Source organism: Arthrobacter jinronghuae (assembly GCF_025244825.1).
GTDB classification, from domain to species: Bacteria; Actinomycetota; Actinomycetes; order Actinomycetales; family Micrococcaceae; genus Arthrobacter_B; species Arthrobacter_B jinronghuae.
This window is the reverse complement of the sequence record NZ_CP104263.1, coordinates 2731507-2744391: the sequence shown is the minus strand read 5'-3', so window position 1 is coordinate 2744391 and position 12885 is coordinate 2731507. Positions and strand designations below refer to the sequence as shown.

12 protein-coding genes are annotated in these 12885 nt (G+C 63.7%); 10 read left to right on the top strand and 2 right to left on the bottom strand.

All coding sequences use genetic code 11. The features are described 5' to 3' along the window. Window positions 1-98: 98 nt before the first annotated feature. Window positions 99-677 (top strand): hypothetical protein, encoded by a 579-nt coding sequence (locus N2K98_RS12825; protein WP_255865073.1) that lies wholly within the window; start codon window positions 99-101, stop codon window positions 675-677. Between the two features lie 123 nt (window positions 678-800). After that, complete coding sequence (locus tag N2K98_RS12820; RefSeq protein WP_255865074.1) at window positions 801-1352, top strand: hypothetical protein; 552 nt, start codon at window positions 801-803, stop codon at window positions 1350-1352. A 180-nt stretch (window positions 1353-1532) separates the two neighbouring features. Here the strand turns inward: N2K98_RS12820 and N2K98_RS12815 are convergent, their stop codons facing one another. Beyond that, window positions 1533-2099 carry a TetR/AcrR family transcriptional regulator gene (locus tag N2K98_RS12815; RefSeq protein WP_255865075.1) on the bottom strand — a complete coding sequence of 189 codons (567 nt, stop codon included), beginning with the start codon at window positions 2097-2099 and terminating at the stop codon, window positions 1533-1535. An 88-nt stretch (window positions 2100-2187) separates the two neighbouring features. Here N2K98_RS12815 and N2K98_RS12810 point away from each other — a divergent pair, with 88 nt between their 5' ends. Genes N2K98_RS12810 through N2K98_RS12800 form a run of 3 tightly spaced genes read left to right on the top strand, consistent with a single transcriptional unit; the run spans window position 2188 to window position 4299 of the window. Continuing rightward, entirely contained in the window at window positions 2188-3201 is a 1014-nt protein-coding gene (locus N2K98_RS12810) for a hypothetical protein (RefSeq protein WP_255865076.1), read from the top strand. Between the two features lie 35 nt (window positions 3202-3236). Further along, on the top strand, window positions 3237-3767 hold the full coding sequence (locus N2K98_RS12805) for a putative immunity protein (RefSeq protein WP_255865077.1): 531 nt from the start codon (window positions 3237-3239) through the stop codon (window positions 3765-3767). Then, window positions 3760-4299, top strand: a complete 540-nt coding sequence (locus tag N2K98_RS12800; protein ID WP_255865078.1) for a GNAT family N-acetyltransferase — start codon at window positions 3760-3762, stop codon at window positions 4297-4299. The genes N2K98_RS12805 and N2K98_RS12800 overlap by 8 nt, the downstream gene beginning before the upstream one ends. Here the strand turns inward: N2K98_RS12800 and N2K98_RS12795 are convergent. Beyond that, window positions 4289-4900, bottom strand: a complete 612-nt coding sequence (locus N2K98_RS12795) for an NAD(P)-dependent oxidoreductase (RefSeq protein ID WP_255865079.1) — start codon at window positions 4898-4900, stop codon at window positions 4289-4291. The genes N2K98_RS12800 and N2K98_RS12795 overlap by 11 nt on opposite strands. Before the next feature lie 369 nt (window positions 4901-5269). On the opposite strand from N2K98_RS12795, the gene N2K98_RS12790 reads away from it, so the two are divergent. The 5 genes from N2K98_RS12790 to typA all read left to right on the top strand — a co-directional run bounded on the left by N2K98_RS12790 (window position 5270) and on the right by typA (window position 12879). Further along, complete coding sequence (locus N2K98_RS12790) at window positions 5270-6922, top strand: peptide ABC transporter substrate-binding protein (protein ID WP_255865080.1); 1653 nt, start codon at window positions 5270-5272, stop codon at window positions 6920-6922. Between the two features lie 134 nt (window positions 6923-7056). Next, complete coding sequence (locus tag N2K98_RS12785) at window positions 7057-7983, top strand: ABC transporter permease (protein ID WP_255797089.1); 927 nt, start codon at window positions 7057-7059, stop codon at window positions 7981-7983. Then, window positions 7976-8929 (top strand): ABC transporter permease, encoded by a 954-nt coding sequence (locus N2K98_RS12780; RefSeq protein WP_229949830.1) that lies wholly within the window; start codon window positions 7976-7978, stop codon window positions 8927-8929. The genes N2K98_RS12785 and N2K98_RS12780 overlap by 8 nt, the downstream gene beginning before the upstream one ends. Beyond that, complete coding sequence (locus N2K98_RS12775; RefSeq protein WP_255797090.1) at window positions 8926-10620, top strand: ABC transporter ATP-binding protein; 1695 nt, start codon at window positions 8926-8928, stop codon at window positions 10618-10620. The genes N2K98_RS12780 and N2K98_RS12775 overlap by 4 nt, the downstream gene beginning before the upstream one ends. A gap of 336 nt (window positions 10621-10956) precedes the next feature. Beyond that, on the top strand, window positions 10957-12879 hold the full coding sequence (gene typA / locus N2K98_RS12770; protein WP_229949826.1) for a translational GTPase TypA: 1923 nt from the start codon (window positions 10957-10959) through the stop codon (window positions 12877-12879). Window positions 12880-12885: the final 6 nt, after the last annotated feature.

The window sequence follows — 12885 nt, the reverse complement described above, 5'->3', positions numbered from 1 at the left end:
CACAGCCTGGGCGATCATGGGACTACCGGAGAAGATCACCGAGTATGCCCCGTTGGGGCCGGCTGAGCTGCAGAAGGCGTTACTGGAAGGAATGAACAGTGCCCGCCTTTAGGACACGTATGTGGATGTTTACGGCCGCGGCTGCTGTGCTCCTAGTGGGAATAACCGCCTGCGCCGAGAAGGAGCCCACTACGACAATCAGTGTCAGGGAAGGCCGGGACCGGGTGGTCGAACTCGTGTTCAATACCGCCGAACAGCTCGACGTCAACGGGTGGTGGCCCCGCAACGGGTCAGCGGGGGCGCGGGAGTGCACCCCCGAAAGCAGCCACGGACGAGAGGATGCCACCGCCAGTTACAGCTATGACCGTTGGGCGCCTCAGGGAACCGACCATATTGGGGACGCCAAACGCGTCGCCGAGTATTGGGAGTCCCTTGGGATGAGCGTACGCACGGTGAATCCGACAACGACCCCGACCGTCTTCGCCGAGGGCGGTCCCGTCCTCCGGGCTGTATTCGATACTGATGCACCTGAGAAGTCATACAGTATCGGGGCTACTGCTCCCTGCTCGCCGGGCGATGCTTGGACCTTGAATGAGGAGGACAGTGCAGAGCGGGATCAAGGCAAAGTACTTCCCGGAGATGAAGGCCTCGTGCTTCAGGAAGAGCCTCCGCAGTAACTCCACGAAGCAATTACCCCTCCCGGCGCCCCGCCCGCAGGTTCCGGTGGGACCGGCTGGTCTTCTAAAGCCCTTAACCGAAGGAATGAATTGTCCGCCGCTAAGCCACAGATAAGGATCCTCATGGCAGCGGCTTCCGCGCTCATGATGGGAATGACAATAACGGCCTGCGCCGAGAAGGAGCCCAGTACGGCAATCAGTGTCAGGGAAGGCCGGGACCGGGTGGTCGAACTCGTGTTCAATACTGCCGAACAGCTCGATGTCACGGGGTGGTGGCCCCGCAATGGCGCAGCGTGGGCGCAGGAGTGCACCCCCGAAAGCAGCCACGGACGGGAGGATGCCACCGCCAGTTACAGCTACGACCGCTGGGCCCCTCAAGGAACGGACCATGTTGAGGATGCCAAACGCGTCGCCGAGTATTGGGAGTCCCTTGGCATGACCGTACGCACCATAAACCCGACAAAAGACCCGGTCGTGTTTGGCGAGGGTGGTCCCGTCCTTCGGGCTGAATTCGATACTTATGCGTCCGACGAGTCGTACAGTATCGGGGCTACTGCTCCCTGCTCGCCGGGCGATGCTTGGACCTTGAATGAGGAGGACAGTGCAGAGCGGGATCAAGGCAAAGTACTCCCGGGAGACGAAGGCCTCGTGCTTCAGGAAGAGCCTCCGCTGTAACTCCACGAAGCAATCCCAGCCTGCCCCGGCGCTGAGTGCTGGCCGTCCGCCGGACCGTTGGTGTGGTCACACGTTGTTCGGTTTCGGAACGTGGTGGAGTTCCGTTTCAACGTCTAGTCGTGCTCCGAAAAGTGCTTCCCGGATTTCGGTCCGAAAAGCGCTTTTTGTTTTCAGGCCGCCCTACGAAACCCGGCTCCACAGCAGGTACGCCTGCGCCAGCTGGGCCTGCACCTCCGGCGCCGCTTCACGGATGGGAGAGATCTGTGGCCGCGTGATCGTCGCAACCGCAACAATCACGTCAAGAGCTGTGATGGCTTCCCGTACGGCCCCGCGCCGCTTGAGCTCGGCGAGCACCTCGTCAAGGGCTTTAACTGCAGGCTGCTGCACCTGCGCCAGGGGAGTGGTGTTCAAATCGCGGGCAGCACCTGCCTGCAGGGCGAGGCCATCGGTCAGCGCACCCAGCTCCATGGACATCAGCTGGGCTAGCAGGCGCTCCCATGACCCTGCAGCGTCCTTTTCCAGCCCGGCACGGGCCTCGACCGCGGCTTCCAGGATGCCCTCGACAGTGTCCTGAACCACGGCTCGGATCAGGTCATCACGGGAGGGGAAGTTCCGGTACAGGGTCGCGATGCCGACGCCGCTCGCAGCGGCTACCGCCTCCAGCGCAACGTCGCCGCCCCGCTCGGCAAAAAGGTGCCTCGCATGGCTGATGATGGCTTCTCTTCGCCGCGCCGCGTCAGCTCTCATCCGGGCTCCCTTCAAATTGACCTTCAGTCTAAACCGGAGGAATATCATCCGTAGAAGTGGAGGAAGTTCCTCCGCAAACGAAGGATTCATGACAGCTCAAGCGCCGGCATCCGGCTCCCATCGAAAGCACGCAGCCATCTGGGCCGGCCTGACCGTCGGGCTCTCGGTCATTCTGCTGGCCCTTCTGATGCTCTTCATCTCACCCTCGCTCCTTTCCGGACCGCGGGACCTAGGACTGGGCGTAGTCGGAACGCAGGAGAAGGCAGAGTCGGTCTCGGAAACCCTCGAGTCCCAGTCACCGGGCGCCTTTGTTGTCGAGGCCTATGAAAGTGCCGACGACCTGGAGCAGGGAATCCGGGACCGGGACATCGTCGGCGGCTTCGACTTCTCGGATCCGGAAGACATGCAGGTGTACGGGGCGAGCGCCGGCTCAACCGCGGTGTCCGGGACGGTCAGCAACGTCGGCGCCACGATGGCGGGCAGCATGGGGCAGACGGCCGAGATTGTGGACGTGGTTCCGCTTCCCGCGGGCGACCCGACAGGGGTGGGCATCGGAGGCCTGGCGTTCCCCCTGGTCTTCGGCGGTATTGTGCCCGCCGTGGCGTTCCGCTCCATGCTGTCCGGGAAACGCTGGTGGATCTTCGCCGGGCTCACCGGCTTTTCAGTCGCCGGCGGGTTCGTCGTCGCCGTCGTCCTCAGGTACCTGTTCGGCAGTATTGAGGGTCCGCTGGTCCCGGTTGCGGCAAGTGTTGCGCTGGGCATTGCAGCATTGGCCCTGCCCCTGGCCGGCCTCTATGAGTGTTTCGGCACCAAGGGCTTCACCATCGCCGCCATGTCCATGATGTTTGTGGGCAATCCCTTTGCCGGTATCTCCACCAGCGCCCAGTGGCTTCCCGGCGGAATTGCGATGATCGGCCAGCTCCTTCCTCCCGGTGCTGCCGGCACCCTCGTCCGCGCCGTGGCCTATTTCGACGGCGCCGGCGGAGGCGCTGCGGCCCTGACCTTGGGTGCTTGGGTTCTGGCGGGGATCGTGCTGTGGTTTAGCGGCCCGCGCATCGCGGCCGCGAAGGCTCGGAAAGAGGCAGCACTCCCGATGGCCTGAGTAGGTCCGCAAGTCGGTGTGGCATCATCTTTCAGATGGGATCACCCCAGACCCTCAGCGATCCGGACCGGCGCGTCATCGCGCGCTGGGCCGCAGCATGCGCTGAACGTGTCCTGCCGCTCTACGAAGCAGATGAAACCGCGGAAGAAACAGCACGGGATGCACTCGCCCGCACCCGTGCGTACAGCGCAGGTTCAGGCACCGCTGGCGAAGAAATCAGCAAGCGGCTCATCGTTGTAAAAATCGCGAATGCTGCGACGACGCCGGCCGGCGCCGCAGCAGCGCGCGCCGTCGCTCAGGCAGCCGCGGTCGCCCACATGGGCGCCCATGCTCTGGGTGCGGCCGCCTACGCGGCGAAGGCGGTCTCGCTCTCGAACGTGGATCAACCGGAGGCGGTCCGGCGGGAGATCCGGTGGCAGCTGGCCAACCTGAGCGACGGCGAGCGAGAGGTGCTGCGGTTGCTGCCGCCCGTAGGTACTGACTCCGCCGGTCCGCTGGGGGAGGGACTGTTGTTCCGCGGCATCCTGGGAACGGCGATCCGTGAGATTCAGGCCGAGATTGCCTAGGGTTGATCGTCCGGGTGGCGGAGCCGGCCACACGGCACAAGGCGAAGTTAGAGCCACGTGCTGGACGGCAGCCCAAGACCACCCCGTCCCCGACGACGTCGCCCGCCTACTCGCCACCGGGCCCGAATGGTTCGGACAGCCGGACTCAAACGCCGAGTACATCGAGGCTGCCCAAACCAAGGAAACGTGGACCGTGCGCGACGACGGCGGATCCGTCGTCGGAGTCACCCTGGTCGACCGGCACTTTCCGCATGTGGCCGAGATTCACCTGACAGTGGTTGACCGTGCAGCGCACGGCTCCGGAGCCGGGACCGCAATGCTGGCGGCGATCGAGGCGGACGCGGTCAGGCGCGGGGTGCGCCTCCTTGAGGTGAAGACGCTCGGTCCTTCGCATCCGGACTCCGGCTACGCGCGAACTCGACACTTCTACGAGAAGTGGGGATTCCTTCCCCTGGAGGAAACGGATCTCTGGGGAGAAGCGACACCGTGCCTGATCATGGTGAAACCGCTGGCTCCGGCGCCTAGCTGCTGACGCCCAGGGCCTTGCCGACAGTGGAGCCGTCCGAGAGGATCTCCAGCATGCAGGCCGCCAGGTCGCGGCGGGGGATTGAACCTCGCAGCTTCCCCGCACTGCCTACCTCCAAGGCACGCCACGTACCGGCCGGGTCCTTGTCCGTGAGACCGGTTGGGCGGATGAGCGTCCAGTCCAGCCCGGAGCCGGTCACGGCGGACTCCTGCTCGTTGTGATCTGCCAGGGGTTTGGCCAGCGCAACCCGGGTGATCAGTCCGAGCGGGCCGGGCAGCTGCGAGGAGGAATCTCCTGCTCCCAAAGAGGACTGCACAATTAGCCGGCGCACGCCCTGTGCCTGCATCGCCTTGACGACGGCCCGGGTGACTGCAGCCCGCTGGTGGGGGACTCCCTTGGCTCCGCCCACAGTGACGGCCACGGCGTCGGCGCCGGACACCGCTGCGGACACTGTTTCAGGATTCGTTGCGTCTCCGGCGAGGGTCGAAACCCCGGATGGTGCGCGGCCGGACCGGGAGAGAACCTTGACCTGATGTCCGGCGGCCTGCGCGAGGGAAGCCAGCTGCGCGCCGGTGCCCTGGGACCCGCCGATAACCGTAATCTTCACTGAACCCTCTACTTCGTGTTTGCCTGCGGTTGGTACCCCACGAGCATCCCACCAATCTCTGGAGCAGGCTCCGTTCCTGCCCGGGCAAGACACAAAACCGAGCAATATGACATGTCATTGCATGTAATACAGCCTCCGTATGCCAAATCGTTACCAGACGGTACAGGCCGGCCTTTCCCCACGTCATCGCGCCCTTTTGCGCAGTGTGAACCACACCACCGTGCCCATGCCGGCGCCACATGCCGGACTTAGTTACCTGACGGCAACAAAGTGGGCTTATGCTTTTGGCTTTGTGAGTCGGTTCACCATTTGGCAGAGCCGCAACGCCGGCGTCATCATCGCCGGCACCGAATAGAACTAGGAGGCGGAATGCGCGTCACACGCACTTCCAAAATGCTGAGCGTAGCGGCACTTGCCGCACTTACGCTGAGCGCCTGCGGTGGAGGATCCGACGAATCGGCCGAAGGTTCGGGTGAGACCGAAGGCAGCAACAACGCCGCGATCATCACCGCTAACGGCACCGAACCGCAGAACCCGCTGATGCCCGTCAATACCAACGAAGTTGGCGGCGGACGCATCATGGACCTGCTCTTCGAAGGCCTGGTCAGCTACGACGCTGACGGCAATACGGTCAACGAACTCGCCGAGTCCATCGAGACCGAAGATTCCCAGACCTACACCATCAAGGTGAAGGCGGACCAGAAGTTCACCAACGGCGAGGCCATCACGGCCAAGTCCTTCGTTGACGCCTGGAACTTCGGTGCAGCCGCCAAGAATGCGCAGCTGAACTCGTACTTCTTCGAGAGCATCGAAGGCTACGACGAAGTCAGTGCAGAAGGTGCCACGGCCGACACCATGAGCGGACTGACCGTGGTGGATGACACCACGTTCACCGTCAAGCTCAGCCAGCCGGAATCCGACTTCCCGCAGCGACTTGGCTACACCGCCTTCTTCCCGCTGCCCGCCGGTGCACTGGAAGATCCCGCCGCGTTCGGCGAGAACCCGGTCGGCAACGGACCGTACATGCTGGCCGGCGACGACGCCTGGCAGCACGAGATCCAGATCGACCTGGTCACCAACCCGGATTACACCGGAACCCGTGTACCGCAGAACGGCGGAGTAACCTTCAAGTTCTACTCCTCCTTCGACGCAGCCTACGCAGACCTGCAGTCGAACGAACTGGACATCCTCGACACCATTCCCAATATGGCGTTGAAGACGTTCAAGACCGATCTGGGTGAGGGCCGCTTCTCCGAAAAGGCGTACGCAGGCAACCAGACCATCACGATCCCCGGCTACCTGCCGGAGTTCTCGGGCGAAGCCGGAGAGCTGCGCCGCCAGGCCATCTCCATGGCCATCGACCGGGACGAAATCACCGACGTCGTCTTCTCGGGATCCCGTGAACCGGCCACTGAATTCACCGCTCCGGTCATCGAGGGCTACAACGACAGCATCCCCGGCAACGAGGTGCTCGAGTTCAACCCCGAGAAGGCCAAGGAACTCTGGGAAGAAGCCGAGAAGGTTTCGCCGTGGCCCGCCGACCAGGCCTTCACCATCGGCTACAACGCCGACGCCAACCACAAGGAATGGGTTGACGCCGTAGCCAACGGCCTGAAGAACAACCTTGGTATCCAGGCCGAAGGCAAGCCCTACGCAACGTTCAAGGAACTGCGCGCAGACGCTACCGCCAAGACCCTGACCGGTGCCATCCGCACCGGCTGGCAGGCCGACTACCCGTCGCTGAACAACTTCCTCGGCCCGCTGTACGGCACCGGGGCAGGTTCCAACGACGGCGAATACTCGAGTGAAGAGTTCGACAACCTCCTGGGCGAAGGCCTTGCCGCTGCCACCCCGGAAGACGGAGCCGAAATCTTCAACCAGGCCCAGGAAGTCCTGCTGAAGGACCTCCCCGTTATCCCGCTGTGGTACCAGGTGGCACAGTCCGGCTGGAGTGAAAACGTGGACAACGTGGAAACCGGCTGGAACGGTGTCCCGGTGTACTACAACGTCACGGCCAAGTAGCAGTATCTAGACCGACCGATCCGGGGCCCGGCCAGAAGGCCGGGCCCCGGCTTGTATTTCGGGTTCTATCAAGAACAGGCATAGAAAAAAATGCGAGACTTCAATCCCCCACAGCTGGCAGGAGGCCACCCCTAATGGCCGGCTACGTCATTCGACGCTTCCTCCAAATGATCCCCGTTTTCTTCGGGGCAACCTTCCTCGTTTACTTCCTCGTGTTCTCCCTCCCGGGAGACCCCATTGCCGCACTCTTCGGCGATAAGCCGGTTAACGAGGCCGTCGCCGCACAGCTGCGCAGCCAGTACAACCTGGACCAGCCCTTCATCGTCCAGTACCTGCTGTACCTGAAGAACCTGGTCACCTTTAACCTGGGGGTCGACTTCTCCGGCCGCGAGGTTTCGGCCGTCCTGGCCCAGGCCTTCCCCGTGACTATGCGCCTCGCCGTGCTGGCCCTGCTTTTCGAAGCGGTCTTCGGTATTGCCTTCGGCCTGATCGCCGGCCTGAAGAAGGGCAAGATCTTCGACAGCACAGTCCTGGTTGTCTCCCTGATCGTGATCGCGATCCCGGTGTTCGTGCTCGGCTTCCTGCTGCAGTTCCTGGTGGGCGTCAAGCTCCAATGGACCAGCCCAACGGTTGGCGGCGACGCCAGCTGGGCGGACCTGATACTGCCGGCAGTGGTCCTGGGCCTGGCGTCCTTCGCCTACGTCCTGCGCCTGACGCGCACCTCGGTTATCGAGAACATGAACGCCGACTACGTCCGCACCGCCACCGCCAAGGGGCTTTCCCGGCCGCGCGTGGTCACCGTGCACATCCTGCGCAACTCCCTGATTCCCGTGGTGACCTTCCTCGGGGCGGACCTGGGTGCGCTGATGGGCGGCGCCATCGTCACCGAAGGCATCTTTAACGTCCCCGGAGTGGGACAGCGACTTTACCAGTCAGTCATCAGGGGAGAGGGGCCGACGATCGTGTCGATCGTGAGTGTCCTCGTCTTCGTCTACGTCATCGCCAACCTCCTGGTAGACCTCCTGTACGCCTGGCTTGATCCGAGGATCCGTTATGCATAAAGACACCACAAACATCGAGCACTACGTCGCTCCGCTGGAGGAAACCCCTCTGGCGGCGACCGACAGCGTCAAGGACGACGTCCAGCCGCTGAGCCTCTGGGGGGAGGCCTGGCGCAACCTGCGTACCCAGCCGCTGTTCATCATTTCCGCCCTGCTTATCCTGCTGATCCTCACGGTCGCGGCTTTCCCGGGCCTATTCACGAATGCGTCACCGGATGAAAACTGCCTGTTGGCCAACTCCAACGGTGCACCCACGGCGGGGCACCCGCTGGGCTTCACCTTCCAGGGCTGCGACGTTTACGCCCGCGTCATTTACGGCACACGGGCGTCCCTGATGGTGGGAGTGCTGACCACGCTGGCCGTCGTAATCATCGGCGGCATCGCAGGAGCACTGGCCGGCTACTACGGCGGATGGCTCGACGCCATCCTCGCCCGGGTCGGCGACATCTTCTTCGCCCTGCCGCTGATCCTCGGCGCCATCATCATCATGCAGCTGCCGACCTTCCGCGAGAACCGCACGGTCATGACGGTGGTCTTCACGCTGCTGATCTTCGGGTGGCCCCAGGTCGCCCGCATCACCCGCAGCGCCGTGATCTCGGTCCGCAACGCGGACTTCGTGGTGGCGTCCCGCTCCCTCGGCGTTTCGCGGTTCTCGGCACTGGTGAAGCACGTTATTCCCAACTCCACCGCCCCCGTGATCGTGATCGCCACCATTTCGCTGGGCACGTTCATCGTTGCGGAAGCCACGCTGTCCTTCCTGGGCATCGGGCTCCCGCCGGGCATCATGTCCTGGGGCAACGACATTTCGGCCGCCCAGTCTTCGTTGCGGTCCAACCCCTCAACGCTGCTCTGGCCTGCGGCCGCCCTCTCCATCACCGTGCTGAGCTTCATCATGCTCGGCGACGCGGTCCGTGATGCTCTTGATCCGAAGGCGCGCAAACGATGACCATCAATACACAAAACGCGGCTGTGAAGCCCCTGTTGGAAGTCCGCGACCTGGCAATCACCTTTGCCACCGCAAACGGCGACGTGGAAGCAGTCCGTGACGCACACCTGACGATCATGCCCGGCGAAACCGTGGCTATCGTGGGCGAGTCCGGTTCCGGCAAGTCGACGACGGCGCTGGCGGCCATCGGCCTGCTTCCCGGCAACGGCCGGGTCAGCGCAGGCCAGATCCTCTTTGACGGCGAGGACATTTCCAATGCCAGCGCCAAGCGGATCCAGGAGCTGCGCGGCAACTCGATCGGCATGGTTCCGCAGGATCCGATGTCCAACCTGAACCCGGTGTGGAAGATCGGCTTCCAGGTCAAGGAAACCCTGCGCGCCAATGGGCTGCCCCACTCCGCGGCGGACATCGCTAAGGTCCTGGAGCAGGCCGGCCTGCCGGATGCGGCAAGCCGCGCCAAGCAGTACCCGCACGAGTTCTCCGGCGGCATGCGCCAGCGTGCACTGATTGCCATTGGCCTGTCCTGCCGGCCCCGACTACTCATCGCCGATGAGCCGACGTCGGCGCTGGACGTCACCGTCCAGCGGCAGATCCTGGACCACCTGGGCACCCTCACGGAGGAACTGGGCACCGCGGTGCTGCTGATCACTCACGACCTCGGCCTGGCCGCGGAACGTGCCCAGAAGGTCGTCGTCATGTACAAGGGACGCGTGGTGGAATCCGGGCCGGCCTTGGAAATCCTTACCAACCCCCGTCACCCCTACACGCGTAAGCTCGTGGAATCGGCACCCTCCCTGGCCTCCAAGCGCATCGACTCTGCGAAGAGCCGCGGCCTCGAGAGCGCAGACCTGCTGACCTCCGAAGACGATGCCAAGCTGAAGGCTGCGGATAACGTCATTGAGGTGAAGGACCTGACGAAGGTCTTCAAGCTCCGCAGCGGACTCGGCAAGTCGACGGATTTCACCGCCGTGGACAACGTCTCCTTCGACATCAAGCGCGGCACCACCACCGCCGTCGTGGGCGAGTCCGGCTCGGGCAAGTCCACTGTGGCCCGCATGGTGCTGAACCTGGAGACTCCCACCAGCGGCTCCATCCTGTTCAACGGGGTGGATATGACCACGCTGAACAGCAAGCGGATGTTCGAGTTCCGCCGCCGGGTGCAGCCGATTTTCCAGGATCCGTACGGTTCCCTGGACCCGATGTACAACATCTTCCGCACCATCGAAGAGCCGCTTCGGGTGCATAAGATCGGCACGTCCAAGAGCCGGGAGGCCAAGGTGCGCGAGCTCCTTGACCAGGTGGCCCTGCCGTCATCGGTGATGCGCCGCTTCCCGAACGAGCTCTCCGGCGGCCAGCGCCAGCGCGTCGCGATTGCGCGGGCCCTGGCGCTGGATCCCGAGGTGGTCATCTGCGACGAAGCGGTTTCGGCGCTGGACGTCCTGGTGCAGGCCCAGATCCTGAACCTGCTGGCGGACCTGCAGTCGGAGCTGGGACTGAGCTACCTGTTCATTACCCATGACCTGGCGGTGGTCCGGCAGATCGCGGACTTCGTCTGCGTGATGGAAAAGGGCAAGCTCGTGGAGACCGGCACCACGGACGAGGTGTTCGACGCCCCGCAGCAGGCCTACACGCAGGCACTGCTGGCGGCCATCCCGGGCTCACGCCTGGAACTGCCGCCCGAAGTCGCCTAGCGGCCTGGCAGCACATGCACTGAAGGCGGGGAACCGGACAGGTTCCCCGCCTTCAGTGTGTCCGGCACGGCCCGAGACAGCGCCTGCCCCACGCCCTGTCCGCGCCTCGAAACAGCGGGGTTTGGTTCGCCCCGCAAAGGCGTGCATTAGGGATCGTATGGTATTGCGACTAGAATGTTAGCGTGCCCGCTGACGGCGGGGCCTTCGGTGGATTCTGACTGGTGATTGAGCAAGCGATTGAATCAGCATTCGTACAGAACAGCCGGAAACGCCGGTACCCATCCGGCCGAAAAAGATACACCCCGAACTGATCTCCTATGAATTGAGTCCTCACGCATGTCAGAAACCAACACGGCTGTAAATACCGCAGTACGAAGCGATCTCCGCAACGTTGCGATTGTGGCCCACGTTGACCACGGTAAGACGACTCTCGTCGACGCCATGCTGAAGCAGACGAACTCGTTTGCCGCCCACGGTGACGTGGAAGACCGCGTGATGGACTCCGGTGACCTGGAGCGCGAAAAGGGCATCACCATCCTGGCCAAGAACACCACCGTGTTCTACAACGGTCCGGCCGCCAAGGGCGAAACCATCACCATCAACGTCATCGACACCCCCGGCCACGCCGACTTCGGCGGCGAGGTCGAGCGCGGCCTGTCCATGGTCGACGGCGTTGTGCTGCTGGTTGACGCTTCCGAAGGCCCGCTGCCCCAGACCCGCTTCGTGCTGCGCAAGGCTCTGGCCGCGAAGCTGCCGGTAGTCCTCCTGGTCAACAAGACCGACCGTCCCGATGCCCGGATCGACGAAGTCGTCAGCGAGTCCATGGACCTGCTGCTCGGCCTGGCCTCCGACCTGGCCGACGAAGTTCCGGACCTCGACCTTGACCTGATCCTAAACGTCCCCGTTGTCTACGCCGCCGCCCGCGTCGGTGCAGCCTCCCTGGAGCAGCCGGCTGACGGTTCAGCCCCCGCGAACGACAACCTGGAACCGCTGTTCCAGACGATCATCGAGCACATCCCGGCTCCGACGTACGACCCCGAAGGTGTCCTCCAGGCGCACGTCACCAACCTTGACGCTTCCCCGTTCCTGGGCCGCCTCGCCCTGCTGCGTATCTTCAACGGCACCCTGCGCAAGGGCCAGACCGTTGCCTGGGCACGTCACGACGGCACCATGAAGACCGTCAAGATCACCGAACTGCTGGCCACCAAGGCACTGGACCGCGTTCCGACTGAGTCCGCCGGACCGGGCGAGATCGTTGCTGTTGCCGGTATCGAGGACATCACCATTGGTGAAACCCTGACCGACGTCGACAACCCCAAGCCGCTGCCGCTGATCACCGTGGACGATCCCGCGATCTCCATGACCATCGGTATCAACACCTCGCCGCTGGCCGGCCGGGTCAAGGGTGCCAAGGTTACGGCCCGCCAGGTCAAGGACCGCCTCGACAAGGAACTGATCGGCAACGTGTCGCTGAAGGTCCTTCCGACCGAGCGTCCGGATGCCTGGGAAGTCCAGGGCCGCGGCGAGCTCGCCCTGGCCATCCTCGTGGAGCAGATGCGCCGCGAAGGCTTCGAGCTGACGGTCGGCAAGCCGCAGGTGGTCACCAAGATCATCGACGGCAAGGTCAACGAGCCGATGGAGCACATGACCATCGACGTACCCGAGGAATACCTGGGTGCCGTGACGCAGCTGATGGCTGTCCGCAAGGGCCGCATGGTCAACATGGCCAACCACGGCACCGGCTGGGTCCGCATGGAATTCATCGTTCCCGCCCGTGGCCTGATCGGCTTCCGCACCAAGTTCCTTACGGAAACCCACGGCGCCGGCATCTCCTCCTCCATCGCCGAGGGCTACGAGCCCTGGGCCGGTCCGATCGAGTACCGCACCAACGGTTCGCTGATCTCCGACCGCTCCGGCGTCGTCACCCCGTTCGCGATGATCAAGCTGCAGGAACGCGGCTCCTTCTTCGTGGAGCCCACCTCCGAGGTCTACGAGGGCATGATCGTCGGCGAGAACTCCCGCGCCGATGACATGGACGTGAACATCACCAAGGAAAAGCAGCTCACCAACATGCGTGCCGCTTCCTCGGACACCTTCGAGAACCTGACCCCGCCGCGGAAGCTCACGCTGGAAGAGTCGCTCGAATTCGCCCGTGAGGACGAATGCGTGGAGGTCACTCCGGAGTCCATCCGTATCCGGAAGCTGGTCCTGAACGCGAACGACCGTGCCAAGGCCAACCGCGCCCGCGCCAAGGCCTAGTCATTT

Excerpts from the sequence above, each read along its gene's own strand:
- N2K98_RS12815 (WP_255865075.1), bottom strand. The coding sequence starts at position 2,099 with ATGAGAGCTGACGCGGCGCGGCGAAGAGAAGCCATCATCAGCCATGCG.
- N2K98_RS12775 (WP_255797090.1), top strand. The coding sequence starts at position 8,926 with ATGACCATCAATACACAAAACGCGGCTGTGAAGCCCCTGTTGGAAGTC.
- N2K98_RS12805 (WP_255865077.1), top strand. The coding sequence starts at position 3,237 with ATGGGATCACCCCAGACCCTCAGCGATCCGGACCGGCGCGTCATCGCG.
- N2K98_RS12780 (WP_229949830.1), top strand. The coding sequence starts at position 7,976 with ATGCATAAAGACACCACAAACATCGAGCACTACGTCGCTCCGCTGGAG.
- N2K98_RS12810 (WP_255865076.1), top strand. The coding sequence starts at position 2,188 with ATGACAGCTCAAGCGCCGGCATCCGGCTCCCATCGAAAGCACGCAGCC.
- N2K98_RS12790 (WP_255865080.1), top strand. The coding sequence starts at position 5,270 with ATGCGCGTCACACGCACTTCCAAAATGCTGAGCGTAGCGGCACTTGCC.
- typA (WP_229949826.1), top strand. The coding sequence starts at position 10,957 with ATGTCAGAAACCAACACGGCTGTAAATACCGCAGTACGAAGCGATCTC.
- N2K98_RS12785 (WP_255797089.1), top strand. The coding sequence starts at position 7,057 with ATGGCCGGCTACGTCATTCGACGCTTCCTCCAAATGATCCCCGTTTTC.
- N2K98_RS12820 (WP_255865074.1), top strand. The coding sequence starts at position 801 with ATGGCAGCGGCTTCCGCGCTCATGATGGGAATGACAATAACGGCCTGC.